This is a genomic window from Streptomyces sp. a15, assembly GCF_059026085.1.
Genome location: NZ_JBWLKM010000025.1, coordinates 79724 through 104222, shown reverse-complemented (window position 1 = coordinate 104222; position 24499 = coordinate 79724). Strand labels below are relative to the sequence as shown.

Below are 24499 nucleotides of genomic sequence, written 5' to 3'. Positions count from 1 at the left end.
TTACCCTGGACGCGTGCCAAAGACGAAAAAGGCGAAGAGCGACAAGACGGCCAAAACAGCCAAGGGTTCTTCGCAGGCGAAAGCACCGAAGAAGTCGAAGCAGGCCCCGGCAGGCGACGAGAAGGGGCTCGACTTCGCGCGGGCATGGGTGGAATTCCCGGATCCGGCGGACGACGAGCAGGTCTTCCGCTGCGATCTGACATGGCTGACCTCTCGGTGGAACTGCATCTTCGGCAGTGGCTGCCAGGGCATCCAGGCGGGCCGCGCGGACGACGGGTGCTGCACCCTGGGTGCCCACTTCTCCGACGAGGACGACGAGAAGCGGGTCGCCGGGCATGTGGCCAGGCTCACACCGGAGATCTGGCAGTACCACGACGAGGGCACGCGCAACGGCTGGGTCTCCGAGGACGAGGACGGCGACCGGCAGACCCGCCCCCACCAGGGCTCCTGCATCTTCCAGAACCGGCCCGGGTTCGCGGGCGGCGCGGGCTGCTCGCTGCACATCCTCGCCCTGAAGGAGGGCCGCGAGCCGCTGGAGACCAAGCCGGACGTCTGCTGGCAGCTGCCGGTGCGACGGACGTACGACTGGATCGACCGGCCAGACGACACGCGCGTGCTCCAGGTGTCGATCGGTGAGTACGACCGCCGGGGCTGGGGTCCGGGCGGCCACGACCTGCACTGGTGGTGCACGTCGGCGACCTCGGCGCACGGCGCGGGCGACCCGGTGTACGTCTCCTACCGGCCGGAGCTGGTCGAGCTGATGGGCAAGGCGGGCTACGACCGCCTGGTCGAGCTGTGCGAGGAGCGGCTGGCCTCGCAGCTGCCGTTGCTGGCACCGCATCCCGCGGATCCGGTCGGCCGGCCACAGCGCGGCCTGTAGGGCCTGGGCCTACGACGTTGCCGGGCTCGGGTCGCCGCCGCCGGTGGGCGGTGGCGTCGAGTCCCCGGAGTCGGACGGGGCGGGGTCGGTGGGTGTGGGCTCCGGGTCGGACGACGGGGGCGGGTCGCTCGGGGCGGAGTCGGAGGGGGCCGGGGTCGTCGGGGTCGGATCGGGGTCGGGGTCGGACGGGTGCGGGTCGCTGGGGTGGCCGGGGCCAGGTCCGGGATGGTGGCCATGGCCCGGGTCCGGATCGGGGTCGGAGGGGCTGGGCGCGGTGCCGTAGCCGTCGATGGAGACGACGGCGCCTGCTGGTGAGACGGCCACGCGCGCGTTCCAGTACCCGGACGGCTCGCGCAGATGGTCGACGTACACCTTGATCGTCAACGATTCGCCCGGTGCGAGCGTTCCGGACGGCCGGCTGAGGTAGAGCCAGGAGGCGCTCGTGGTCGCGGACCAGCGCACCGGCGCGGAGCCGGTCGCGGTGAGGGTGATCAGCGTGGTGTCGCCGCTGTTGTCGGCGGCCACCTCCAGGTGCCCGGCGCCCTTCTTGCCGGCGCCGGCGACGCTGATGACCGCCACGGACACGTCGGGCTTGTCGCCCTTGCTGAAGCGGCCGTCGGGGTGCGTGCTGGCGTTGCCGGCGTTCTCGTAGCCGCCGGTCGCCGAATCGCCGTCGAGGAGGCCGGGGCCGTGCTCCTCACTCGCGCTGGCGGCGGTGCCGCCCGGGCCCTCGCCGGTCGGGGCGCCGCGGTAGGCGGCCCAGAGGGCGAGCACGGGGGCGGCGACGACGGTGGCGACGACGGTCGTCGTGACGGCACGCGCACGTAGGCGGTCCCTTCGGGCGGCCCGGTCCTTGGGGTCCATCGGGAAGCCGCGCCGGTCGAAGCGGGGCGCGGCGGTGCCCCGCGCGCGCGGGAGGTGCGTCAGGGCCACGTGCAGGGCCGCGCGGGGTGCCTCCAGGACGGGCAGCTCGGCGGGGGTGACGGCGGCGCCGGGCCAGCGGCCGGGGACCGCGCGCTCGGCCGTACGGCGGCAGCGCGGACAGTCGTCGACGTGCCGGACGAGTTCGCGGCGCACGGCGGCGCTGAGCACCAGCTGGTTGTCGCCGGTGAGCCGGGCCACCCCCGGGCAGCCGCCGGTCTCGACGACGGCGAGGGCCGCGCGGGTCCGTTCGACCTCGCAGGCGGCGGAGGCGAGCAGTTCGCGGGCGGCGGTCAGGTCCATGCCGAGGACGGCGGCGACTTCATGGGCGGCGAGATGGTGGCGCACTGCGAGTTCGAGCGCCTCGCGCTGCTCCGGGGTGGTGCCGGCGGCCTCCGGCCAGGCGAGCAGGGCCAGTTCGCGCCGGCGCTGGTGTTGGGTCTCCTCGGAGACCGGCGGGGTGGTGGACGGGCGGCGCTCGGCCCCCTGGCGGCCCGCCGCGTGCGTGGCCTGACGTTTCTGCTTGGCCTCGGTCAGCTTGCGCAGGCAGGCCCAGCGGGCCAGCGCGTACAGCCAGGCCCTGCGGTCGCCGGCCGCGTCCGGGCCGCGGCGCCTCTCGGCGAGCGCGAGGACGTCGCCCAGGGCGGCGGTCGCGGTGTCGTGGTCGCACAGCACGGACAGGCAGTAGGTGAACAGGCCGTCGAGGTAGGGCTCGTAGCGCGCGGGCGGGCGCTGCGCCAGCGTGCGCGCCGCCGCGCGGTCGCGCCCCTCCCGGTGCGCCCGGTGTGCGCCGGTGGTGCGGGTCGAGGTCTCCGGACTGCTGCTCATCACCCGTGGACCGTAGGCGGCGGGAGTTGGACGCTTCGGCCCCCTTGAGCACATTTAATCCGTACGGGTGAAACGATCCCTCAATAGGGGACAGGAACGGATCATTCCGTGGCTCGTTCCCGATGGGGGTGGCTGGTTCCAGCGGGTACGCGGCGAGGTGCGGAGCCGGGCGTCCGGCCTGCCTGCGACGGCCGCCGCCGGCGTTGTCAGTGGTGGCGGTTACGGTTCGTCCATGGCTGCCCGTACGAAGTCCGCCAAGGAGCGTCCGTCCTACCGCTGCACCGAGTGCGGCTGGCAGACGGCCAAGTGGCTCGGCCGCTGCCCCGAGTGCCAGGCCTGGGGGACGATCGAGGAATATGGCGCGCCCGCGGTCCGTACGACGGCTCCGGGCCGCGTCACCACCTCCGCCGTGCCGATCGGCCAGGTCGACGGCCGGCAGGCCACCGCCCGCTCCACCGGCGTGCCCGAGCTGGACCGGGTGCTCGGCGGCGGTCTGGTGCCCGGCGCGGTGGTCCTGGTCGCGGGCGAGCCCGGCGTCGGCAAGTCGACACTGCTGCTCGACGTGGCGGCCAAGTCGGCGAGCGACGAGCACCGCACCCTCTATGTGACCGGCGAGGAGTCGGCGAGCCAGGTCCGGCTGCGCGCCGACCGCATCAAGGCCATCGACGACCACCTGTATCTCGCCGCCGAGACCGATCTGTCGGCGGTGCTCGGCCACTTGGACGCGGTGAAGCCGTCCCTGCTGATCCTCGACTCGGTGCAGACGGTGGCCTCTCCGGAGATCGACGGCGCCCCCGGCGGCATGTCCCAGGTGCGCGAGGTGGCGGGCGCCCTGATCCGCGTGTCCAAGGAGCGCGGCATGTCCACCCTCCTTGTGGGCCATGTCACCAAGGACGGCGCGATCGCCGGCCCGCGCCTGCTGGAGCACCTGGTGGACGTCGTGCTGAGTTTCGAGGGCGACCGGCACGCGCGCCTGCGTCTCGTACGAGGCGTCAAGAACCGCTACGGCACCACGGACGAGGTGGGCTGCTTCGAGCTGCACGACGAGGGCATCACCGGCCTCGCCGACCCGAGCGGCCTGTTCCTGACCCGCCGGGCCGAGCCGGTGCCCGGCACCTGCCTGACCGTCACCCTGGAGGGCCGCCGGCCGCTGGTCGCCGAGGTCCAGGCACTCACCGTCGACTCGCAGATCCCCTCCCCCAGGCGGACCACGTCCGGTCTGGAGACCTCCCGCGTCTCGATGATGCTGGCCGTCCTGGAACAGCGCGGCCGGATCAGCGCCCTGGGCAAACGGGACATCTACTCGGCGACGGTCGGCGGTGTGAAGTTGTCGGAGCCCGCCGCGGACCTCGCCATCGCCCTCGCCCTGGCCTCCGCGGCCAGCGACACCCCGCTCCCCAAGAACCTCGTCGCGATCGGCGAGGTCGGCCTCGCGGGCGAGGTCAGACGGGTCACGGGCGTGCAGCGCCGGCTCTCCGAAGCACACCGCCTGGGCTTCACACACGCGCTCGTTCCGGGCGATCCGGGCAAGGTCCCGCCCGGCATGAAGGTCCTGGAAGTAGCGGACATAGGGGACGCCCTGAGAGTCCTTCCACGCTCGCGTCGGCGAGAGGCCCCACGGGACGAGGAGGAGCGCCGGTAGACTTTGCCCAGGTCTCGCCCGTCCGTACGAACAAAGTGTGCGAACGGGAGCGCCCCAGAACCTGCGACCGGAGGAGTGCAGTGGCAGCCAACGACCGGGCGGCAGCTCCCGGAAAGTCCGGCGGGAGTTCCGGTGCCGATGGCCTCATGCGCGCCTCGCTGAGCGCCGTGGCACCCGGCACGCCCCTGCGCGACGGCCTTGAGCGGGTCCTGCGCGGCAACACCGGCGGTCTCATGGTGCTCGGCTCCGACAAGACCGTCGAATCGATGTGTACGGGCGGTTTCGTCCTGGATGTCGAGTTCACGGCAACGCGACTGCGGGAGCTGTGCAAGCTCGACGGCGGCATCGTGCTGTCCTCCGACCTGTCGAAGATCCTCCGGGCGGGCGTCCAGCTGCTCCCCGACCCGACGATCCCCACCGAAGAGACGGGCACCCGGCACCGCACCGCGGACCGGGTGAGCAAGCAGGTCGGCTTCCCGGTCGTCTCGGTCTCCCAGTCGATGCGGCTGATCGCCCTGTACGTCGACGGCCAGCGCCGCGTCCTGGAGGACTCGGCGGCGATCCTGTCCCGCGCCAACCAGGCCCTCGCGACCCTGGAGCGCTACAAGCTCCGCCTCGACGAGGTCGCGGGCACGCTGTCCGCGCTGGAGATCGAGGACCTGGTCACCGTCCGGGACGTCTCGGCCGTGGCCCAGCGTCTGGAGATGGTCCGCCGCATCGCCACCGAGATCGCCGAGTACGTGGTCGAGCTCGGCACGGACGGACGTCTCCTGGCCCTCCAGCTCGACGAGTTGATCGCCGGCGTGGAGCCCGAGCGCGAACTGGTCGTGCGGGACTACGTCCCCGAGCCCACGGCCAAGCGCTCCCGCACGGTCGAGGAGGCGCTGTACGAGCTCGACGCGCTCTCCCACGCCGAGCTCCTCGAACTGTCCACGGTGGCACGGGCGTTGGGCTACACGGGGTCGCCGGAGGCGCTGGACTCGGCGGTGTCGCCGCGGGGCTTCCGACTGCTGGCGAAGGTGCCGCGCCTTCCGGGCGCGATCATCGACCGGCTGGTGGAGCACTTCGGGGGCCTGCAGAAGCTGCTGGCCGCGAGCGTGGACGACCTGCAGACGGTGGACGGGGTCGGCGAGGCGCGGGCGCGGAGCGTGCGCGAGGGTCTTTCGCGGCTGGCGGAGTCTTCGATCCTGGAGCGTTACGTCTAGGTCGGCTCGCCCTCAGCCGGGCACCCCCTAGTCGTTCTCCAGCACGAACGACGCCTGCGCCGTCCCGAACCCGGGCGTCTTGGCCTCCACCAGGTACGTCCCCGCCCCGGCCGTCCCCGCGGGAGGCGTCGCGCACTGCGGAGCACTCGGCTTGCGGTCCCACTTCACGGTGTACGTGATGCTGGTGCCGGCGGGCGCCCGGAAGACCAGGTTGGAGACCTCGGGGCAGTCGGCGGAGGACCAGTACGCGTCCTCGCTGCCCGCCTGGGTGATCGTCACCACCGCGTTCTTCGGGCCGAGATCGACCTTGCAGTCACCGGCGGAGGAGTTCGTCGCCGTCAGCAGCAGGGTGGGCGTCTGACCGGGCTCGTACGCGTTGTGCAGGCTGCGCACGCTCAACTTCACGGCGCTCGGAGTGCAGTTGGGGAGTGCGGAGCCCGCCGGGAGCGTGTCGTTTCGGCCGACGCCGGTACCCGTACCGCCACCGGCCGTCCCACCGACGGAGCCCTGAGACCCGCCCGAGCCACCGGAAGCGGAACCCGCCCCCGCTGCCGACCCGGAACCGTCACCCGAGCCGTCACCGGACCCGTCGCCCAACCCCGACCCCGACCCGCCGGAGTCAGTGCCGCTCGACTCGTCCCGCCCGCCCGGTGCTTGGCTGATCGCCGGCCCGGAGCCGGACGGCCCAGGCGTGATCGTCGAGGGGGAAGGATTCTTGTCGTTGGATCCGTCGGCACCGTTGTTGCCGCCTCCGCCGCCCGAGGAGACGATCCAGGCGATCAGCAGCGCCAACAGGGCCATCACAGACAGCAGTACGGCCCTCCGTCGCCAGTAGATGGAGGAGGGAAGCGGCCCGATCGGATTGCGCAGAGATCCCACGGCGCAAACTGTACGAGAGATCGGAGCCTTCGCTGGCCCCACCCGCCGCCCGGGTCCACAACTTTTCCGGATCATCATCCCGGAACTGGCCGCTCCACCTCTGTCCTTCGTCAGGTGCGGCACTCGACGATCGCAAGCTGTGACGGTATCGGCCCGCCGCCTACCGTCCGTGACCAAGGACTTCGAGGACACCGAGCTCTACCGCGACCTCACCGACGCCGCCCATGACACCCCTACGTGGGTACAACACACCGCCGAGACAGGGACGGAGGCCGGGATCCTGCTCTCGCCGCGCTGTTCGCGACGGCATGGTGGCGGGCTCGGCACGGCACCACCCGCACGTTCGCGATCGCGGCCCTTGCACCTCTGGCCACGGCTGATGGTGACGGTCGTGCCACCCGCCTCCCCCGCCGCCACGACGGTCACCGGCGCGCCCGGCGCGTGCCGGGCCGCGTTGGTCAGCGCCTCTCGCACCACCCGGTGCAAGGTGCGTTCGGCGACCGAGCCCGGCTGTACGGCCGTACCGGCTCCCGTCGGTTCCCACGCACCGGCAGCCCCGACTCGGCCGCGCGGGCCACGAGTTGCTCGACGCTCTCGCCCGCCGGGGCCGGCGGCACCGGCTCGTCGCCCTCACGCAGGACGCCGATGATGCGGGGCAGCCGGTCCGTGGCGTCGGCGGCGGCCGCGCGCAGGTCGGCCACGGCGGCCCGGTGCTGTTCGGGGAGGTCGGCGGCGACCTGGACGGCGCCCGCCCGCAGGGCGATCAGGCTCAGCTCGTGGCCGAGCGAGTCGTGCATGTCCTGGGCGATGCGGGCCCGTTGGCGCAGCCGCGCCCGCTCCTCGGCGATGCGCTGCTCCTCCTCGAGGCAGGCGGCACGCGTCCAGTCGGCCCGGGCCTGGCCGCCGCCCCCGCCCTGTTCACCGTCGCCTACGGCCCGGCCCTCGGCGTCCTCGCCCTGCTGCTCGGCCTGCGCGCGGACCGGGTGCTCCCTGCGGCCGTGCTCTTCGCCGCGGTCGGCTGCGCCGGCACCGCGAAGGTCGCGCTCGTCGGCGTCGACCCGGCGGCGCAGTGGGTGTCCTGACGGGCACGCTCCTGTTCGGCTGCGTCTTCCCCAGTACGGCCGCAGCCCGAAGGCCGCCACAGGGTGCCGGCGGGCGGACGCGACCGCCGCGGCGAGCACCACCAGGCCGGCGATCTGCGGCCAGAGGGCACGCGGTTCGTTCAGGCCGATCGCGTCCACGGTGAGCGAGGGCAGCGCGAGGGCCGCCCACGGGAGGCAGGCCCGCCGGACACGAGGACGTTCCATCCGGCCGACGCTACAAGCGGTCGTAGGGGCGGCACTGCTGTTGATCGTCAGGTCCGGTAGCTCGCAGGGGTGGCGGTACGCCCGGGGAACCGCCCTCGCATGGCAGGATCGGTAGGCCATGACTGTGTCCACGAAGTCCCCGCACCCCATGAGCAGCCCCGTCGGCGACGCCCTCGGCGAGCCGCTCCACGCCCCCGTCATCGACTGGTTCGACGAGCACGCCCGCGACCTGCCCTGGCGGCGGCCCGAGGCCGGCCCCTGGGGCGTGATGATCAGCGAGTTCATGCTGCAGCAGACGCCGGTGAACCGCGTCCTGCCCGTCTACGAGCAGTGGCTGGCCCGCTGGCCGCGCCCCGCCGACCTGGCCGCGGACGCCCCCGGCGAGGCCGTGCGCGCCTGGGGCCGGCTCGGCTATCCGCGCCGCGCCCTGCGGCTGCACGGAGCCGCCGCCGCCATAACGGAACGGCACGGCGGCGACGTACCGACGGACCACGCGCAGCTGCTCGCGCTACCCGGCATCGGGGAGTACACGGCCGCGGCCGTCGCCTCCTTCGCGTACGGGCAGCGGCACGCGGTCCTGGACACCAATGTCCGCCGGGTCTTCGCGCGGGCCGTCACCGGTGTGCAGTACCCGCCGAACGCCACCACCGCCGCCGAACGCAAGCTGGCCCGCGCGCTGCTGCCCGAGGACGAGGGGATCGCCGCCCGCTGGGCCGCCGCGTCCATGGAGCTCGGCGCACTGGTGTGCACGGCCAAGAACGAGACCTGCCAGCGTTGCCCGATCGCCGCGCAGTGCGCCTGGCGGCTCGCCGGAAAGCCGGAGCACGACGGTCCGCCGCGCCGCGGACAGACGTACGCCGGTACCGACCGCCAGGTGCGCGGCAGGCTGCTGGCCGTGCTGCGGGAGGCGCACGCTCCCGTCCCGCAGGCGGCGCTCGACCGGATGTGGCACGAGCCGGTGCAGCGCGCCCGGGCGCTGGACGGTCTGGTCGCCGACGGTCTGGTGGAGCCACTCCCGGGTGGTTTGTATCGGCTGCCGTTGACCTGACGGCGAGGACAAATCACCGCACACCGCCACCTACCGGTGCAACAACCGGCCCTGCCCCCACTGCTGTTACACAACCGACGGACAGCCGAGCGCTAGCCGCAGGCTGCTTCGGACAGCCCCGTGACAACGCCTCCGTAACTTCATTTCCGTGCCCGACAGGCACCACAGGCAATGAATCCGACGGCGAACAGGCCGGCCGGGAACGGGGAGCGGGAGGCGGTCACCATGGCGCAGGGCGAGGTGCTCGAGTTCGAGGAGTACGTACGCACCCGGCAGGACGCGCTGCTGCGCAGCGCCCGCCGGCTGGTCCCGGACCCTGTCGACGCACAGGACCTGCTCCAGACGGCGCTCGTGCGGACGTACGGCCGCTGGGACGGCATAGCGGACAAGCGGCTCGCCGACGCCTACCTGCGCCGGGTGATGATCAACACGCGTACCGAGTGGTGGCGGGCCCGCAAGCTGGAGGAGGTGCCGACCGAGCAGCTCCCGGACGCCTCGGTCGACGACGCCACCGAGCAGCACGCGGACCGCGCCCTGCTGATGGACGTCATGAAGGTGCTGGCCCCCAAGCAGCGCAGCGTCGTCGTGCTGCGACACTGGGAGCAGATGTCCACGGAGGAGACGGCCGCCGCCCTCGGCATGTCGGCCGGAACGGTCAAGAGCACGCTGCACCGGGCGCTCGCCCGGCTCCGCGAGGAGCTGGAGAGCAGGGACAACGAAGAGCGCGCCGAACGCGTGCTGGAGCGTGAGGAGCGGGAGCGTTGCGCGGCCTAGGCACGCATGCCGGTGGCATCGGGCGCACGGCGAGTGGGGGTCCCGACAGCGGTGGCCCCCTCCGGCCCGAGCCCGTGGCACCGGCGCGGGGGACCTTTCAGGCGGCGATCACGGCAGCGGCCGTGCTCGCCGCCCTCAGCCTTTTCGTGTCCGCCTGCGGTACCGGCGGCACCGGCGCCCGTGACGAGGGCCCGGCCCGCACCGACTCGGTGGCGGGCGCGGCCTCCTCGCCCTCACCCGCCTCCTCCGCGACGGCCGGGCGCGTGGACGCGGTGCAACTCGTCAAGGACGATCCGGAGGTCTCCGCGGACGTCAAGCGCCAGCTGAAGCCGTGCGCGGGCGACGACTACCCCGTGGACGTGTCGTACGGCGACCTGACCGGAGGTTCGTCCGACGACGTCGTCGTCAACGTTCTGACCTGCGGTGACATGGTCGGAATCGGCTCATACGCGTATCGCGACGAGGGCGGCTACTACCAGAATGTCTTCAAGGCCGAGGAGCCCCCGCTCTACGCGGAGATCGACCGCGGTGCCCTGGTGGTGACCCGGCAGGTGTACGCCAAGGGCGACCCGGTGTCGAGTCCGTCCGGCGAGGAGGTCAGCACGTACGTCTGGACCACGGACCGCTTCGTCCGGAAGTACACGACCCGTACGGAGTACAGCAACGCCGTGGGCGGCGATTCCACACCGGTTCCGGGCAGCTGACCCGCCCGCCCGTCGAGGACGTGTGAACCGATCGGGGTGGCTGAACCGATGACCTGGTAGCGACACTGCACGGACACACGGCACAGCGACACGGCACAGCGATACGACACAAGCCACGACACAAGTCACGGCACAAGTCACGGCACAAGGACTGAGAGCAGAGAGCAACGGGATGGCAGACCAGACCCACGTTCTGTTCGTCGAGGACGACGACGTCATCCGCGAGGCCACCCAGCTCGCCCTGGAGCGGGACGGCTTCGCGGTCACCGCCATGCCCGACGGGCTGTCGGGCCTGGAGGCGTTCCGCGCGGACCGACCCGACATCGCCCTGCTGGACGTCATGGTGCCGGGCCTCGACGGGGTCTCGCTGTGCCGCCGGATCCGTGACGAGTCGACCGTCCCGGTGATCATGCTGTCCGCGCGCGCCGACTCGATCGACGTCGTGCTGGGTCTGGAGGCGGGCGCCGACGACTACGTGACCAAGCCCTTCGACGGCGCGGTGCTGGTGGCCCGGATCCGCGCGGTACTGCGCCGCTTCGGACACGCGAGCGGCGGCGACCGTACGGACGACTCCGCCGCCCCGGCGGCCGGCGGCGGACTGCTGACCTTCGGCGAACTGGAGATCGACACCGAGGGCATGGAGGTGCGCCGGGCCGGCGAGACGGTGGCGCTCACGCCCACCGAGATGCGCCTCCTCCTCGAGTTCTCCTCCGCGCCGGGCACCGTGCTCTCACGGGACAAGCTTCTCGAGCGGGTGTGGGACTACGGCTGGGGCGGTGACACGCGGGTCGTCGACGTCCACGTGCAGCGGCTGCGTACGAAGATCGGCCAGGACCGGATCGAGACGGTCCGCGGCTTCGGCTACAAGTTGAAGGCCTGAGCAGGGGATCAGGGGTATGCGGGGGAACCTTCGGCGCCCGAGCAGCACGATTCCGGGCATGCGCACGATCCCGGGTAAGCACATGATTCCGGGCAAGCGCACGGTCTCGGGCGTGCGCATGATTCCGGGCATTCGTACGGGACTGAGATGGAAGCTGAGCGCGGCCATCGCCCTGGTCGGCGCGCTGGTGGCGATCACGCTCAGCCTCGTCGTGCACAACGCGGCCCGGGTCTCGATGCTGGACAACGCGCGCGACCTCGCCGACGAGCGCGTCCAGATCGCACAGCGCAACTACGAGGTGGCCCAGCGGCCGAACTTCCCCAATATCAAGATCGACGACCCGGACCTGCCGACGGCGCTGCGGACGAAGGTCGAGCAGGGGCGCCGGGCCACCTACGTCTCCGACCGGCCGGACGGCGTGCCGGACATCTGGGCCGCCGTGCCGGTCAAGGGCGGGCATGTGCTGTCGCTGCACACCGGGTTCACCGACCGCAGCACGGACATCCTCAACGACCTCGACCAGGCCCTGGTGATCGGCTCCATCGCGGTCGTCCTCGGCGGCAGCGCGCTCGGGGTGCTCATCGGCGGACAGCTGTCGCGCCGGCTGCGCAAGGCGGCGGCCGCGGCGAACCAGGTCGCGGGAGGCGAGTCCAATGTGCGGGTGCGGGACGCCATCGGCGGGGTCGTGCGGGACGAGACCGACGACCTGGCGAGCGCGGTGGACGCGATGGCGGACGCGTTGCAGCAGCGACTGGAGGCGGAGCGCCGGGTCACCGCCGACATCGCGCACGAGCTGCGCACGCCGGTGACCGGACTGCTGACGGCCGCCGAACTGCTGCCGCCGGGCCGGCCGACGGAACTGGTCCTCGACCGGGCGAAGGCCATGCGCACGCTCGTCGAGGACGTGCTGGAGGTGGCCCGCCTCGACGGCGCCTCCGAGCGGGCCGAGCTGCAGGACATCATGCTGGGCGAGTTCGTCAGCCGGCGGGTGGCGGCGAAGGACCCGGCCATCGAGGTCCGCGTGGTGCACGAGTCCGAGGTGACGACCGATCCGCGGCGCCTGGAGCGCGTGCTGTTCAATCTGCTCGCCAACGCCGCCCGGCACGGCAAACCGCCGATAGAGGTCACCGTAGAAGGCCGGGTCATCCGGGTCCGCGACCACGGCCCCGGCTTCCCCGAGAACCTCCTCGCCGAGGGACCTAGCCGCTTCCGCACCGGCAGCACCGACCGGGCCGGTCACGGCCACGGCCTGGGCCTGACCATCGCGGCCGGGCAGGCCAGGGTGCTCGGCGCCCGGCTGACCTTCCGCAACGTACGGTTGGCGACCGCATCGGAGAAGGTCCCGGCGGAGGGCGCGGTGGCGGTGCTGTGGCTGCCGGAGCACGCGCCGACGGCCACCGGGAGCTATCCGATGATGCCGGCACCGGGGAAGGCTTCGGGGAAGACTTCGGGGAAGTGAGCTAGCACGACCAGTCCTTGGCAGTGTCGAGGCCGCCCTCACGGGGCTGGGTGAAGGAGAACCAGTTGCCGGAGTCGTCCCGGAAGAGGGCCTCCGTGCCGTAGGGGCGCTCCTGCGGCTCCTGCAGGAACTCCACGCCGCGGTCCTTGAGCTTCCGGTAGTCGCCGTGGATGTCGTCAGTGGTCAGCACGCCCGCGCCGAGTGCCCCCTTGGCCCGGTCCTGGTCGAGGACCCAGACGGTCGAGATGGCGAGACCCTTGATCATGATGTGCTCCTCATTGCCCGCGTCGGTGCTTTGCCCCGTCACCGTAGGCACCGGCGCCCTCAGTCCGCTTCTCCAGAATTGCGCTCTGCCCTGCCGGGGGCGGATCTGAAGCCTCCGACCCAGAGCATGGCGTAGCAGCCCGGAATGAGGGCAGCCCCGCGGCCCACGTGCTTTGTGCGGTACTCGGTGGGGGTCAGCCCGGTCCAGGCCTTGAAGCGGGCCGAGAACGTGCCGAGGCTGCTGAAGCCGACGAGGTGGCAGATCTCCGTCACCGTCAGGTTGGCGGTGCGCAGCAGGTCCTCGGCGCGGTCGATGCGGCGGTGCGTGAGGTACTGGCCGGGCGTCTCGCCGTACGCCTCCTTGAAGGCGCGTATGAAGTGGTAGCGCGAGTACCCGGCGTGCGCGGCCACCGCGTCCAGGTCGAGCTCCGGGTCCGCCCAGTCCCGGTCCATGGCGTCCTTGGCCAGCCGCACCTGCCGCAACTTGTCCATGCGACCGATGGTGACACGCCGGTCTGACAACGACTCGGCGTCGTGCCCGGGCAGGACGAAGGCCCCCCGGGTGCGGACACCGCCCGGGGGGCCTTCGGCGCGCTCGGCGCGCGTGGGGTCAGACGGACTCGGCCATCGGCGCCTGCGCCGCCGTGGCGTCCTCCTTGTCCTCTGCCTCCTTCGGTCCCGCCCCCTTCAGCGGAACCTCCTTCACGAACCACGCCGCCACCATCGCGACCACCGCCACCGCGGCCCCCAGCAGGAACGCCGAGTGCGTGCCGGCCGACACCGCGTGCTGGTACGCCTCACGCGCGGCGTCCGGCAGCTTCGCCAGACTCGCCGCGTCCAGCTGCGCGGACTGCTCGGTCACCTTGGAGCCCAGCGCACCGGCCCGCTCGGACATGACCTCCTGCACGCGGTTGTTGAACAGCGCGCCCATGATCGCGACGCCGAACGAGGAGCCGAGCGTACGGAAGAGCGTCGAGGACGAGGACGCGACGCCCATGTCCTTCAACTCCACGCTGTTCTGCGCGACCAGCATGGTGATCTGCATGAGACAGCCCATGCCGAGACCGACGACGGCCATGTACACACCGGACGTGAATCGCGAGGTGTCCGTGTCCATCAGGGACAGCAGGTACAGCCCGACGACCATCAGGACGCTGCCGACGACCGGGAAGACCTTGTACCGGCCGGTGTTCGTGGTGACCCGCCCCGCGACCATCGAGGTGACCAGCATCGCGCCGAGCATCGGCAGGAGCAGCAGCCCGGAGTTGGTCGCGGAGGCACCCTGCACCGACTGCTGGTACAGCGGCAGGAAGAGGGTCGCGCCGAACATCACGAAGCCGGTGATGAAGCCGATGATCGCCATCAGGGTGAAGTTGAGGCTGCGGAAGATGTGCAGCGGCACGACCGGCTCGGCGGCCTTGGTCTGCCAGAACACGAACCCGATGAGCGCGGCGACGCCGATCCCGATGAGCTCCATGATCCGCGCGGACGTCCAGGCGTACTGCGTGCCGCCCCAGGTCGTGACGAGCACGATGGCGGTGATGCCGACGGTCAGCAGCGCGGCGCCCAGGTAGTCGATCCGCGCCTGTGCCCGCTTCTTCGGCAGGTGCAGGACGACGCTGATCGCGGCGAGCGCGACCACACCGAGCGGCAGGTTGATGTAGAAGGACCAGCGCCAGCCCCAGTGGTCGGTGATGGTGCCGCCGACGAGCGGACCGCCGATCATCGCGAGCGCCATGACGCCGGCCATCATGCCCTGGTACTTGCCGCGCTCGCGGGGCGGTATCAGGTCGCCGATGATCGCCATGACGCCGACCATCAGACCGCCGGCGCCGAGACCCTGGACGGCTCGGAAGCCGATGAGCTGACCCATGTCCTGGGCCATGCCGCTGAGCGCGGACCCGATCAGGAAGAGCACGATCGAGCTCATGAAGACGCCCTTGCGCCCGTACATGTCGCCGAGCTTGCCCCACAGGGGGGTGGAGGCGGCGGTCGCGAGGGTGTACGCGGTCACGACCCACGAAAGGTGTTCGAGCCCGCCGAGCTCGCCCACGATCGTCGGCATCGCCGTGCCGATGATCATGTTGTCGAGCATCGCGAGCATCATCGTGATCATGAGCGCGAGCAGGACGACCCGCACGCTCCTGGGTTGCTTCTCAGGCTCTGCCTCAACCGCCTGCGCGTCCGCCATCGTCTTTCCCACTCCCCTGGGTATTGCCCCCGGCGGACTACTTACTTGCCGCCCGGCTAGTTGACTACACTCCGGGAAAGTAGACCCGCAATTAGCCGGTCGTCAAGTAAGTTCTTGGGAAAGTGCGAGGAGTGCGACGATGGGCGACACCATGGACGGCACCAGGCAACGGCGCCGCGGGAACACCCGCCAGCGCATCCAGGACATCGCCCTCGAACTCTTCGCCGAGCAGGGCTACGAGAAGACCTCGCTGCGCGAGATCGCCGAGCGTCTGGATGTCACAAAGGCGGCGCTCTACTACCACTTCAAGACCAAGGAAGAGATCCTCGTCAGCATCTTCGACGACCTGGCGAAGCCCATCGAGGACCTCATCGAGTGGGGCAAGGGCCAGCCGCACACCCTGGAGACGAAGCAGGAGATCGTACGGCGCTACAGCGAGGCCCTGGTCGCCGCCGCGCCCCTGTACCGCTTCATGCAGGAGAACCAGGCGACCGTACGCGAACTGCGCATCGGCGAGACCTTCAAGCACCGCATGCTCGGCATCCGGGACATCCTCATCGACCCGACAGCGGACCTGGTCGACCAGGTCCGCTGTGTCAGCGCGATGTTCACCATGCATGCCGGGATGTTCGTCCTCCAGGACCTCGAGGGCGACCCCGAGGCCAAGCGCCAGGCGGTCCTGGAGGTCGCGACGGACCTGGTGACACAGGCCCACCGAGGCACCGGCGGTTCCTCCACGAGGTCTTAGGACTCCGCCGGAACTCCGTCAGAGCTCCGCCGCGAGGTCTCAGACCTTAACGCCCTTGGAGCGCAGGAAGGCGACCGGGTCGATGGCCGTGCCGTAGTTCGCGGTCGTACGGATCTCGAAGTGCAGGTGCGGACCGCTGGAGTTGCCGGTGTTGCCGGACAGGGCGATGCGCTGACCGGTCTTGACGACCTGGCCGACGTTCACGTCGATCCGGGACAGGTGGGCGTACTGGGAGTACGTCCCGTTGCCGTGCTTGATGACGACGGCGTTGCCGTACGCGGGACCGTCACCGGCGCCGTTGCCGCCGGCCTTGACGACGGTGCCGCCGTGCGTGGCGAGGACCTTGGTGCCGCTCGCGACGGCGAAGTCCTGCCCGCTGTGGGTGGACTGCCACATGCCGCCGGCCTGGGCGAAGCTCGCGGACAACGTGTACTTCTGCACCGGGTCGACCCAGGAGGCGGCCTTCTTGGCCGCGGCGGTCTTGGCGGTGGTCTGGGCGGCGGCGACCGTGGCCGCGCCGGTGTCGGCGGCTGCCGCGACCCCGGCCCCCAGTACGACCGACACTCCCAGGCCGGTGGCCAGCACGGCCGCACGGGTGCGGAGGGCGGACATACGGGAAGAACGGGGCGAGACGCGCTGGGACATCGAAAACCTCATGGGGACGGGGACAGAGAAACCACCCGGCGCAACAGGCATTCGCCGGATGGGGCATCCCTTGGTAACCCGAACCCCCACACACTCCCAAACCGGTGATCTACGACGAAAGCTAGTACGTGACCACAAAGCTTCCCGCTTCTTGACAGAGCTCCCATTCAGCTCGAATCCCCCCGGGATGGCAAATCCCGTACGGGAGTTCCGGGCCGAAAATCCCCTTTTGTTCCCTTTCATCCATCGGGTGACGTCCACTATTCCGCGTAGTAACGGACAAAACGCCTGTGCGGCATGTCACCGGGCCGCGAGATCCTCGATCTTTGAATTACCGCGTCATGTGACGTGCATCTCTGGCCACTTACCGTCCAGTAACCCTACGGTTCCCCTCGCGCCACCCTCACCAACGAGCATGCACCCGACAACTGCAGAACGTCCGGACGTGAGAGGAACCCCCCATGACACGACGACGCCCCTGGGCGCGCCGCGCAGCCGTCACCGCCGTCTCCGCCGCCGCCCTCGTGGCGCTGGCCGTCCCCGCCGAGGCCGCGACGACGACCACCAGCACCTCCACGACCGCCACGGCCACCGCTGCCGAGGACGTCGACTACGCGACCTGGCAGCAGGACTGCCAGGCCCTGATGGACCAGGCCCTGCCCTACCTGAAGCAGCGCATAGCGAACACCAGGCCGGGCGAGAAGCAGGCCATCGTCTTCGATATCGACAACACCACGCTGGAGACCGACTTCGGCTTCAGCTACCCCCAGCCGGCCAACCAGCCGGTCCTGGACGTCGCCGAGTACGCCCAGGAGCACAGCGTCGCCCTGTTCTTCGTGACGGCACGGCCCGGGATCATCTACTCGGTGACCGACTACAACCTGAAGCACGTCGGCTACGAGGTCTCCGGTCTCTACGTCCGCAGCCTCGTCGACCTCTTCAAGGACGTAGGCGCCTACAAGACCGCCCAGCGGGTCGACATCGAGTCCAAGGGCTACACGATCATCGCGAACATCGGGAACAGCGCCACCGACCTCTCGGGCGGCCACGCCGAGAAGACGTACAAGCTGCCGGACTACGACGGCCAGCTCTCCTGACATCTGAACGAACGCATGCCCCGCGAACACACGGAAGGGGCCGGTGCTCGAAAGCACCGGCCCCTTCTGCTTGCCTCTGAGGACGTGAGGCTTACGCGTCCTTGCTCAGGTTCGGTCCAGCCCCACCGGCCGCCTGCTCGATCGGCGGAACGTCCGGCAGTGCCGACTTCTCCTCACCCCGGAAGGTGAAGGTCTTGGTCTCGCCCTCGCCCTCCGTGTCCACGACCACGATGTGACCGGGGCGCAGCTCGCCGAAGAGGATCTTCTCCGACAGCGAGTCCTCGATCTCGCGCTGGATGGTGCGACGCAGCGGACGCGCACCCAGCACGGGGTCGTAACCCTTCGTGGACAGCAGCTCCTTGGCGGACTGGGAGAGCTCGATGCCCATGTCCCGGTCCTTCAGGCGCTCGTCCACCTTGCCGACCATGAGGTCGACGATCCGCAGGATGTCGGCCTGGGTCAGCTGCGGGAAGACGACCACGTCGTCGACGCGGTTGAGGAACTCGGGCCGGAAGTGCTGCTTGAGCTCATCCGAGACCTTGTTCTTCATGCGCTCGTAGTTGGTCTTCTTGTCGCCCGAGGCCGCGAAGCCCAGGTTGAAGCCCTTGGAGATGTCCCGGGTGCCGAGGTTGGTCGTCATGATGATGACCGTGTTCTTGAAGTCCACGACCCGGCCCTGGGAGTCGGTCAGGCGACCGTCCTCCAGGATCTGCAGCAGCGAGTTGAAGATGTCCGGGTGGGCCTTCTCGACCTCGTCGAAGAGGACGACGGAGAACGGCTTGCGGCGGACCTTCTCGGTCAGCTGGCCGCCCTCTTCGTAGCCCACGTATCCGGGGGGCGAACCGAACAGACGCGACACCGTGTGCTTCTCGCTGAACTCCGACATGTCGAGGGAGATCAGCGCGTCCTCGTCACCGAAGAGGAACTCGGCGAGCGCCTTGGACAGCTCGGTCTTACCGACACCGGACGGGCCGGCGAAGATGAACGAACCACCGGGACGCTTCGGGTCCTTCAGACCGGCACGCGTACGACGGATCGCCTTGGACAGTGCCTTGACGGCGTCGACCTGGCCGATGACCCGCTTGTGGAGCTCGTCCTCCATGCGCAGCAGACGCGAGGACTCCTCCTCGGTCAGCTTGAAGACCGGGATGCCGGTGGCAGTCGCGAGGACCTCGGCGATCAGCTCGCCGTCGACCTCCGCGACGACGTCCATGTCGCCGGCCTTCCACTCCTTCTCGCGCTTGGCCTTCGCGGCGAGGAGCTGCTTCTCCTTGTCGCGGAGAGAGGCGGCCTTCTCGAAGTCCTGCGAGTCGATCGCGGACTCCTTGTCGCGGCGGACGCCGGCGATCTTCTCGTCGAACTCGCGCAGGTCCGGCGGCGCGGTCATCCGGCGGATGCGCATCCGGGAACCGGCCTCGTCGATCAGGTCGATCGCCTTGTCCGGGAGGAAGCGGTCCGAGATGTACCGGTCGGCCAGCGTGGCGGCCTGGACCAGCGCCTCGTCCGTGATGGAGACGCGGTGGTGGGCCTCGTACCGGTCACGCAGACCCTTGAGGATCTCGATCGTGTGCGGCAGGGACGGCTCCGCGACCTGGATGGGCTGGAAGCGGCGCTCGAGGGCCGCGTCCTTCTCCAGGTGCTTGCGGTACTCGTCCAGCGTGGTCGCACCGATGGTCTGCAGCTCACCGCGGGCCAGCATCGGCTTCAGGATCGAAGCGGCGTCGATGGCGCCCTCGGCGGCACCCGCACCGACCAGCGTGTGCAGCTCGTCGATGAACAGGATGATGTCGCCGCGGGTGCGGATCTCCTTGAGGACCTTCTTCAGGCGCTCCTCGAAGTCACCGCGGTAGCGGGAGCCGGCGACCAGCGCGCCGAGGTCCAGGGTGTAGAGGTGCTTGTCCTTGAGGGTCTCGGGCACCTCGCCCTTGACGATGGCCTGGGCGAGGCCCTCGACGACGGCGGTCTTGCCGACGCCGGGCTCACCGATCAGGACCGGGTTGTTCTTCGTACGGCGGGACAGCACCTGCATGACCCGCTCGATCTCCTTCTCGCGCCCGATGACCGGGTCGAGCTTGGACTCACGAGCGGCCTGGGTGAGGTTCCGGCCGAACTGGTCGAGGACCAGGGACGTCGAGGGGGTGCCCTCGGCAGGCCCGCCGGCGGTGGCGGTCTCCTTGCCCTGGTAGCCGGAGAGCAGCTGGATGACCTGCTGCCGCACCCGGTTGAGATCTGCGCCCAGCTTGACCAGGACCTGGGCGGCGACGCCCTCGCCCTCACGGATCAGGCCGAGCAGGATGTGCTCCGTGCCGATGTAGTTGTGACCCAGCTGAAGGGCCTCGCGGAGCGACAGCTCCAGGACCTTCTTGGCACGGGGGGTGAAGGGGATGTGCCCGGACGGGGCCTGCTGGCCCTGGCCGATGATCTCCTCCACCTGCTGGCGGACCGCCTCGAGCGAAATCCCGAGGCTCTCAAGGGCCTTGGCGGCGACACCCTCACCCTCGTGGATCAGGCCCAGGAGGATGTGCTCGGTGCCGATGTAGTTGTGGTTGAGCATCCGGGCTTCTTCCTGAGCCAGGACGACAACCCGCCGCGCGCGGTCGGTGAACCTCTCGAACATCGTTAATCGCTCCTCAGAGCGGTCAGGCAGTGGGGGGAACTTCCCCTCCCTGTCCTTCCGCAGCTTAGTCCCGCAAGCGGGGACCGCTCATTCCAACTGCCGACACCGTCCTTGGCCTCCTGACCCCGAACGCCGACATCTGCTCCAACCTGATGGTGCGAGACGATGTTCCCGCAGGCCAAGCACTTACCCCCTTCCCCAGTACGCCGATGGCGAACGTGAGACGGCCTGTCCTGCGTGTCGCCCCCTCCCACTAGGGATGTCTTACCCGCTGCGACGGACACTCCATGCCGCGCGCCCCGGATCCCTCCGCTATGGGCGAACAACCTTGTGCCTCCCCGCACCCCCGACGCCCCCTCTTTCGATACTCTGCGCATTCGATAGCACACCCAGCGTAACTCGGGGGCTCTTCTGACGGTTGCACTTGGCATGGTTGGCACCCTCCCCCCGGTCCCCATCGAAATCACCACGGTCCCTCGCCCCCGACGGCCGCTCGATCCGAGCGATCAGGTCCGCCGGTGGTACGAGAACGAACTGGGCTGGCCGACGGTGCCCGCGAGCGCGAAAAGCCCCGAATCTCCGGTACGGCTGTGCGTGGGCCCGCGCTTCGACGTCCTGGACGTGCCGGCCGAGGCGGGCCGATCGGCGCTGAGGCACCTCGCGCCGGGCTCTCCGGTGGCCCTGCGGGGTGACCGGATGCGGCTGCTGATCGCGCCGGGCAGCGCGGAGGAAGTGCCGGGAGTCCTGGACTGGCTGGAGTGGGGAGCGCTGACGCTCGACCTCACGGCGATCGGCGAGGGCGGCGTCATGGACGCGCCACCGCCACCACCCCCGGAGCCGGGCCGGGTCGGAGTGGGTCCGCCACCACCAGGCCTGGGCTGCTCGGGAACCGAGCAGGGGGCCGCCGTATGGCTGCGACCCCCCGTGCCCGGGTGCGAGGCCGAGGCCTCGCTGCCGACGCTGTCGGCCGTGGGGGGCGGTGGGGGCGCCCCCGATCTCGTACGAGTTGTGGCCACGGTGGCAACGCAGTGCCACCGCCTGCGGCTGCGACGCGCCTGCGCGCGGCAGCGCACCTGCCCGTAAGTGCCGTGACCGTGATCAGCCGTTGGCCTTCTCGTATGCCTCGCGAATGATCGCGGGAACACGGCCGCGGTCATTGACGTCGTAGCCGTTCTCCTTGGCCCACGCGCGGATCTGCGCGGTGTCCTGGCTGCCACCGGAAGCGGCACGCGCCTTTCCGCGGCCACCCGAAGTACGGCCTCCGGTACGACGACCGCCCTTCACGTAAGGCTCGAGAAGGCCGCGCAGCTTGTCCGCATTGGCGGTCGTGAGATCGATCTCGTACGTCTTGCCGTCCAACGCGAACGTGACGGTCTCGTCCGCCTCGCCGCCGTCGAGGTCATCGACAAGAAGGACCTGAACCTTCTGTGCCACCGGATTTCCTTTCATCCAATACTGAGGGCCGGGGGCCTGCGGCGTCCGCCGTTTCGCCGTCCCCTGTTATATGCAGTACTGCAGTACGTCGGAAAGCAAACCGCTTTTGCCCGAAAAACACAAACCCCCGGCGGAGACTGCTGGGCCCGCTCCAGTCCGGAAACATGTGCGTTTCGGACATAGGGAACCTGGGCAGGGTGAGTCGCGCCGGAATTGGCCTCGCTTGCGGACGCTTGTCGTCCCTTCGCGCCTTGTCGCCACCGGGCGATCACAGATGCAGAAGCATCCGGCTGTTGCCCAAGGTGTTCGGTTTCACTCGTTCGAGACCGAGGAACTCCGCCACGCCTTCGTCATAGGAACGCAGTAGCTCCGCGTAGACATCGGTGTCAACGGGTGTCTCACCGATCTCGACGAAGCCGTGCTTGCCGAAGAAGTCCACTTCGAAGGTCAGACAGAAAACGCGGCGAACACCGAGCCAGCGCGCGGTGTGCAGCAACTTCTCCAGCAACTGATGGCCGACACCGGCGCCCTTCAGGCCCGGCTTCACCGCGAGAGTGCGGACTTCCGCGAGGTCTTCCCACATCACGTGCAGGGCACCACAGCCGACGACCTCGGCGTTGTCGTCCCGTTCGGCGACCCAGAACTCCTGGATGTCCTCGTAAAGAGTCACCGTCGCTTTGTCGAGCAGGATGCCGCCGCGGACGTACGCGTCAAGGAGTCGTCGAACGGCCGGGACATCGCCGGTGCGGGCCCGTCGGACGGTGATGGCATTTGCGGTGACTTCGGGACTCTCCGCGGAGGCACTCCCCGCTGAGCTCTCTGCTGACATGTGCGGACGCTATCGCCCGCCGCCCTCCGCCGCCGAGCCGGGGTTCTCCTCGGCGGTATGAGCTGGGGCGGGCGGAGCGGCTTCGGGTGTTTCCGGACCCTGCACCATCCGCACGGCGTCCCTCAGGGCGTGGCGCTGTTCCTCGCTCATCATCCCGAAGAAGGCGACGAGAGCGGCCGCGGGGTTGTCACTCTGCGACCAGGCGTCGTTCATCAGGGCGGCGGCGTAGGCGGCCCTGGTGGAGACCGCCTCATATCGATAGGCCCGGCCTTCCGCCTCACGGCGCACCCAGCCCTTCTGATGGAGATTGTCCAAAACGGTCATCACGGTGGTGTACGCGATGGACCGTTCCTGCTGAAGGTCTTCCAGGACTTCTCGAACGGTCACCGGGCGGTTCCACTTCCACACCCGCGTCATGACCGCGTCTTCGAGTTCTCCCAATGGGCGAGGCACACCTCAGCACAATAGTGGGAGTTCCCGACATTCGCGTGGCGGACGAGCACTTTCGCCGACAAACGGCACAAAAAGGGCGTACGACTCGAAAAATCCGCGAGTCGTACGCCGCTAAGGTCGGCGGGCTCTCCGGCCCAGTCTCATGCCTCAGACCTCGGTCTTGTCGGCGGCGGAGGCCTGACGAGCCCCCTCCGCGCGCGCGAGGGCGGCATCCACGGCCGCGTCCTCCTTGGCCTTGTTGGCCCCGCCCTGGGTCTTCACGATCACCCGGATAAGACCGATGAAGAACACGGCCATGACGACCGGGGGCACGAGCGCGGAGACATAGTCCATACGTCCAGAGTAGCCACGCGCCGGACGGCGACCGGGCCGGGGTGGGGCGAAACGGGCCGTGCGCCGTCAGCCGACGGCGAGCTGCCGCGGAGGGTCGGCGGGCGGCGAGGCCGGCTTGCGCCGGGGAAAGACCTCACCGGGCGTGGGAATGGGCCGCGCCGGCTTGGGAGCGTCGGGTGCCGGAGACTTGGGGCCGGGCCGCTCAGGGCGCTCGGGACGCTCGGCGGGCTTCTGCGCGGGCTTCTTGGCGGGACCGGGGGCGGGCTCCTTGGCGAGCCCGACGGTCGGATGCCCGGCGAGCTCCTGGGCGCGACCCTCGGCGGCCCGCCCTCCGAAGCCCTCCCGTTCGGAGGTCCTGCGCTCGGGGAGGTCCCCAGGCGCCGCGGAGAGCCCTCCTGGGAGCGCCAGAAGGCGCGTACGAGAGGCAGGCACCGTCGGGGTGGGCCGAACCATGGCACGAGCCCCGCGACGCGCCAGACGGGCCCGTACGTCCTGCTCGGCCAGGGTCTGGCAGCGGTGGAGGAGGGTGGCCGCGACGGGGTTGCCGCGCAGGGCCCGGAGTCCGGCCAGGTCGTCGGGGTCCGGACGGTAACCGGCGCTCAGCGCTTCCTCCAGGAGGGTGAGGTAACCGGCGGCGGTGCCGGGCAGGGCGGCGCGGTACCGGGCGAGGTCGGCCACCAGGAAGGCGCGCAGCCGGGCGCCCTCACGCATCGCCTCATCGAGGGACTCGGAGAGGCGGAGGCAATCCTGGACGTCCTCGGCCGAGGCGGGCGTGGGGTGCAGGGCGAGGGCGAGAGCGCGGCGGAGCACACGCAGCTCCTCCACACCGAACGCCATGCCGCCGCGGGATCCGTATGGCGTGGGCATGCGGCGACGATACGCGCTAATCAGACAAACTCGACATAAGTCAGCCGGGTGTGGCGCACCAAGCCACCCAGGCGGCCGCGCACGCCTGCCGACACAGCCGACAGGGCCCCGGCCAGCCCGGCTGGCACGACCGAGCGCTTGGATCTGGGGCGGAGCACCAGCGGGGTGCGGGGGCGGAGCTTTGTCTGGGCGGTGCAGGGGGCGGAGCCCGCCGTGGGTGCAGGGGCGCAGCCCCGCATGGGGTGCAGGGGCGCAGCCCCCATGGGGTGCAGGGGCGCAGCCCCCCGTGGGGTGCAGGGGGCGAAGCGCCAGCCAGCGTCCAAGGGCGCACCAGCCGGAGGCTAAGGGCCGGCCCCAGCGGGAGTACCGGGGACGCATCCCCGTCGGGGCCCAGGAGCACAGCCCCGCGCGGGGGCCAGGGGCGCAGCCCCGGTGGGGTCGAAGGGGCGCAGCCCCGGTGGGGTCGAAGGGGCGCAGCCCCGGTGGGGTCGAAG

The 24499-nt window shown here is 70.3% G+C and carries 24 protein-coding genes; 11 read left to right on the top strand and 13 right to left on the bottom strand.

The genetic code is table 11. The features are described from left to right. The first annotated feature begins 13 nt into the window (after positions 1–13). Entirely contained in the window at positions 14–880 is an 867-nt protein-coding gene (locus AC5P09_RS25285; protein ID WP_411152723.1) for a DUF3109 family protein, read from the top strand. Positions 881–889: 9 nt separating this feature from the next. On the opposite strand, the gene AC5P09_RS25280 is transcribed toward AC5P09_RS25285, so the two are convergent. Further along, entirely contained in the window at positions 890–2632 is a 1743-nt protein-coding gene (locus AC5P09_RS25280) for a BACON domain-containing protein (RefSeq protein WP_493876060.1), read from the bottom strand. A gap of 229 nt (positions 2633–2861) precedes the next feature. On the opposite strand from AC5P09_RS25280, the gene radA reads away from it, so the two are divergent. Next, a complete protein-coding gene (radA, locus tag AC5P09_RS25275; RefSeq protein WP_266435701.1) occupies positions 2862–4271 on the top strand; it encodes a DNA repair protein RadA in 1410 nt (469 codons plus the stop codon). Between the two features lie 80 nt (positions 4272–4351). Beyond that, positions 4352–5476, top strand: coding sequence for a DNA integrity scanning diadenylate cyclase DisA (disA, locus tag AC5P09_RS25270; RefSeq protein WP_493876059.1), 1125 nt, complete (start codon positions 4352–4354; stop codon positions 5474–5476). A 27-nt stretch (positions 5477–5503) separates the two neighbouring features. Here disA and AC5P09_RS25265 read toward each other — a convergent pair whose 3' ends face one another. Both AC5P09_RS25265 and AC5P09_RS25260 read right to left on the bottom strand, forming a co-directional pair. After that, positions 5504–6355, bottom strand: a complete 852-nt coding sequence (locus AC5P09_RS25265; protein WP_493876058.1) for a hypothetical protein — start codon at positions 6353–6355, stop codon at positions 5504–5506. Positions 6356–6813: 458 nt separating this feature from the next. After that, positions 6814–7662, bottom strand: a complete 849-nt coding sequence (locus AC5P09_RS25260; RefSeq protein WP_493876057.1) for a histidine kinase — start codon at positions 7660–7662, stop codon at positions 6814–6816. Between the two features lie 118 nt (positions 7663–7780). On the opposite strand from AC5P09_RS25260, the gene AC5P09_RS25255 reads away from it, so the two are divergent. The 5 genes from AC5P09_RS25255 to cseC all read left to right on the top strand — a co-directional run bounded on the left by AC5P09_RS25255 (position 7781) and on the right by cseC (position 12527). Beyond that, positions 7781–8710, top strand: coding sequence for an HhH-GPD family protein (locus AC5P09_RS25255; protein ID WP_493876056.1), 930 nt, complete (start codon positions 7781–7783; stop codon positions 8708–8710). 225 nt (positions 8711–8935) lie between these two features. Next, a complete protein-coding gene (locus AC5P09_RS25250; protein ID WP_493876073.1) occupies positions 8936–9484 on the top strand; it encodes a SigE family RNA polymerase sigma factor in 549 nt (182 codons plus the stop codon). Positions 9485–9558: 74 nt separating this feature from the next. After that, positions 9559–10188, top strand: a complete 630-nt coding sequence (locus AC5P09_RS25245; RefSeq protein WP_493876055.1) for a hypothetical protein — start codon at positions 9559–9561, stop codon at positions 10186–10188. Positions 10189–10360: 172 nt separating this feature from the next. Then, entirely contained in the window at positions 10361–11068 is a 708-nt protein-coding gene (gene cseB, locus AC5P09_RS25240) for a two-component system response regulator CseB (protein ID WP_493876054.1), read from the top strand. A 16-nt stretch (positions 11069–11084) separates the two neighbouring features. Then, positions 11085–12527 (top strand): two-component system sensor histidine kinase CseC, encoded by a 1443-nt coding sequence (gene cseC / locus AC5P09_RS25235; protein WP_493876053.1) that lies wholly within the window; start codon positions 11085–11087, stop codon positions 12525–12527. Between the two features lies 1 nt (position 12528). On the opposite strand, the gene AC5P09_RS25230 is transcribed toward cseC, so the two are convergent. The 3 genes from AC5P09_RS25230 to AC5P09_RS25220 form a co-directional block, all read right to left on the bottom strand. Beyond that, positions 12529–12792, bottom strand: a complete 264-nt coding sequence (locus tag AC5P09_RS25230) for a VOC family protein (protein ID WP_493876052.1) — start codon at positions 12790–12792, stop codon at positions 12529–12531. A 59-nt stretch (positions 12793–12851) separates the two neighbouring features. Next, positions 12852–13283, bottom strand: coding sequence for a helix-turn-helix transcriptional regulator (locus AC5P09_RS25225; protein ID WP_266435716.1), 432 nt, complete (start codon positions 13281–13283; stop codon positions 12852–12854). Positions 13284–13401: 118 nt separating this feature from the next. Next, the gene (locus tag AC5P09_RS25220) at positions 13402–14982 is read right to left on the bottom strand and encodes an MDR family MFS transporter (protein ID WP_493876051.1); all 1581 of its coding nucleotides are present in this window, start codon (positions 14980–14982) and stop codon (positions 13402–13404) included. A 139-nt stretch (positions 14983–15121) separates the two neighbouring features. Between AC5P09_RS25220 and AC5P09_RS25215 the strand changes: the two genes are divergently transcribed. Next, on the top strand, positions 15122–15730 hold the full coding sequence (locus tag AC5P09_RS25215; RefSeq protein ID WP_493876050.1) for a TetR/AcrR family transcriptional regulator: 609 nt from the start codon (positions 15122–15124) through the stop codon (positions 15728–15730). Positions 15731–15769: 39 nt separating this feature from the next. Here AC5P09_RS25215 and AC5P09_RS25210 read toward each other — a convergent pair whose 3' ends face one another. Then, positions 15770–16375 (bottom strand): M23 family metallopeptidase, encoded by a 606-nt coding sequence (locus tag AC5P09_RS25210; protein WP_329338377.1) that lies wholly within the window; start codon positions 16373–16375, stop codon positions 15770–15772. A 461-nt stretch (positions 16376–16836) separates the two neighbouring features. On the opposite strand from AC5P09_RS25210, the gene AC5P09_RS25205 reads away from it, so the two are divergent. Continuing rightward, positions 16837–17472, top strand: a complete 636-nt coding sequence (locus AC5P09_RS25205) for an HAD family acid phosphatase (RefSeq protein ID WP_493876049.1) — start codon at positions 16837–16839, stop codon at positions 17470–17472. A gap of 91 nt (positions 17473–17563) precedes the next feature. Here AC5P09_RS25205 and AC5P09_RS25200 read toward each other — a convergent pair whose 3' ends face one another. Beyond that, positions 17564–20089 carry an ATP-dependent Clp protease ATP-binding subunit gene (locus AC5P09_RS25200; protein WP_493876048.1) on the bottom strand — a complete coding sequence of 842 codons (2526 nt, stop codon included), beginning with the start codon at positions 20087–20089 and terminating at the stop codon, positions 17564–17566. 429 nt (positions 20090–20518) lie between these two features. Here AC5P09_RS25200 and AC5P09_RS25195 point away from each other — a divergent pair, with 429 nt between their 5' ends. Further along, the gene (locus AC5P09_RS25195) at positions 20519–21172 is read left to right on the top strand and encodes an SCO3374 family protein (protein ID WP_493876047.1); all 654 of its coding nucleotides are present in this window, start codon (positions 20519–20521) and stop codon (positions 21170–21172) included. Between the two features lie 15 nt (positions 21173–21187). Here the strand turns inward: AC5P09_RS25195 and AC5P09_RS25190 are convergent, their stop codons facing one another. From AC5P09_RS25190 to AC5P09_RS25170, 5 genes are all read right to left on the bottom strand, one after another. Further along, entirely contained in the window at positions 21188–21523 is a 336-nt protein-coding gene (locus tag AC5P09_RS25190) for a histone-like nucleoid-structuring protein Lsr2 (RefSeq protein ID WP_266435731.1), read from the bottom strand. Positions 21524–21791: 268 nt separating this feature from the next. Continuing rightward, positions 21792–22352, bottom strand: a complete 561-nt coding sequence (locus tag AC5P09_RS25185) for an amino-acid N-acetyltransferase (protein ID WP_493876046.1) — start codon at positions 22350–22352, stop codon at positions 21792–21794. Between the two features lie 9 nt (positions 22353–22361). Further along, positions 22362–22769, bottom strand: coding sequence for a BlaI/MecI/CopY family transcriptional regulator (locus AC5P09_RS25180; protein ID WP_373464542.1), 408 nt, complete (start codon positions 22767–22769; stop codon positions 22362–22364). A gap of 183 nt (positions 22770–22952) precedes the next feature. Continuing rightward, the gene (locus AC5P09_RS25175; RefSeq protein WP_493876045.1) at positions 22953–23138 is read right to left on the bottom strand and encodes a hypothetical protein; all 186 of its coding nucleotides are present in this window, start codon (positions 23136–23138) and stop codon (positions 22953–22955) included. Between the two features lie 66 nt (positions 23139–23204). Continuing rightward, entirely contained in the window at positions 23205–23975 is a 771-nt protein-coding gene (locus tag AC5P09_RS25170; RefSeq protein WP_493876072.1) for a hypothetical protein, read from the bottom strand. Between the last annotated feature and the right edge of the window lie 524 nt (positions 23976–24499).

Bases quoted from the DNA above. Each gene is read 5' to 3' on its own strand.
- radA (WP_266435701.1), top strand. From the start codon at position 2,862: ATGGCTGCCCGTACGAAGTCCGCCAAGGAGCGTCCGTCCTACCGCTGC.
- AC5P09_RS25260 (WP_493876057.1), bottom strand. From the start codon at position 7,662: ATGGAACGTCCTCGTGTCCGGCGGGCCTGCCTCCCGTGGGCGGCCCTC.
- AC5P09_RS25255 (WP_493876056.1), top strand. From the start codon at position 7,781: ATGACTGTGTCCACGAAGTCCCCGCACCCCATGAGCAGCCCCGTCGGC.
- AC5P09_RS25250 (WP_493876073.1), top strand. From the start codon at position 8,936: ATGGCGCAGGGCGAGGTGCTCGAGTTCGAGGAGTACGTACGCACCCGG.
- cseB (WP_493876054.1), top strand. From the start codon at position 10,361: ATGGCAGACCAGACCCACGTTCTGTTCGTCGAGGACGACGACGTCATC.
- cseC (WP_493876053.1), top strand. From the start codon at position 11,085: ATGCGGGGGAACCTTCGGCGCCCGAGCAGCACGATTCCGGGCATGCGC.
- AC5P09_RS25230 (WP_493876052.1), bottom strand. From the start codon at position 12,792: ATGATCAAGGGTCTCGCCATCTCGACCGTCTGGGTCCTCGACCAGGAC.
- AC5P09_RS25225 (WP_266435716.1), bottom strand. From the start codon at position 13,283: ATGGACAAGTTGCGGCAGGTGCGGCTGGCCAAGGACGCCATGGACCGG.
- AC5P09_RS25220 (WP_493876051.1), bottom strand. From the start codon at position 14,982: ATGGCGGACGCGCAGGCGGTTGAGGCAGAGCCTGAGAAGCAACCCAGG.
- AC5P09_RS25215 (WP_493876050.1), top strand. From the start codon at position 15,122: ATGGGCGACACCATGGACGGCACCAGGCAACGGCGCCGCGGGAACACC.
- AC5P09_RS25210 (WP_329338377.1), bottom strand. From the start codon at position 16,375: ATGTCCCAGCGCGTCTCGCCCCGTTCTTCCCGTATGTCCGCCCTCCGC.
- AC5P09_RS25205 (WP_493876049.1), top strand. From the start codon at position 16,837: ATGACACGACGACGCCCCTGGGCGCGCCGCGCAGCCGTCACCGCCGTC.
- AC5P09_RS25200 (WP_493876048.1), bottom strand. From the start codon at position 20,089: ATGTTCGAGAGGTTCACCGACCGCGCGCGGCGGGTTGTCGTCCTGGCT.
- AC5P09_RS25195 (WP_493876047.1), top strand. From the start codon at position 20,519: ATGGTTGGCACCCTCCCCCCGGTCCCCATCGAAATCACCACGGTCCCT.
- AC5P09_RS25185 (WP_493876046.1), bottom strand. From the start codon at position 22,352: ATGTCAGCAGAGAGCTCAGCGGGGAGTGCCTCCGCGGAGAGTCCCGAA.
- AC5P09_RS25180 (WP_373464542.1), bottom strand. From the start codon at position 22,769: ATGACGCGGGTGTGGAAGTGGAACCGCCCGGTGACCGTTCGAGAAGTC.
- AC5P09_RS25175 (WP_493876045.1), bottom strand. From the start codon at position 23,138: ATGGACTATGTCTCCGCGCTCGTGCCCCCGGTCGTCATGGCCGTGTTC.
- AC5P09_RS25170 (WP_493876072.1), bottom strand. From the start codon at position 23,975: ATGGCGTTCGGTGTGGAGGAGCTGCGTGTGCTCCGCCGCGCTCTCGCC.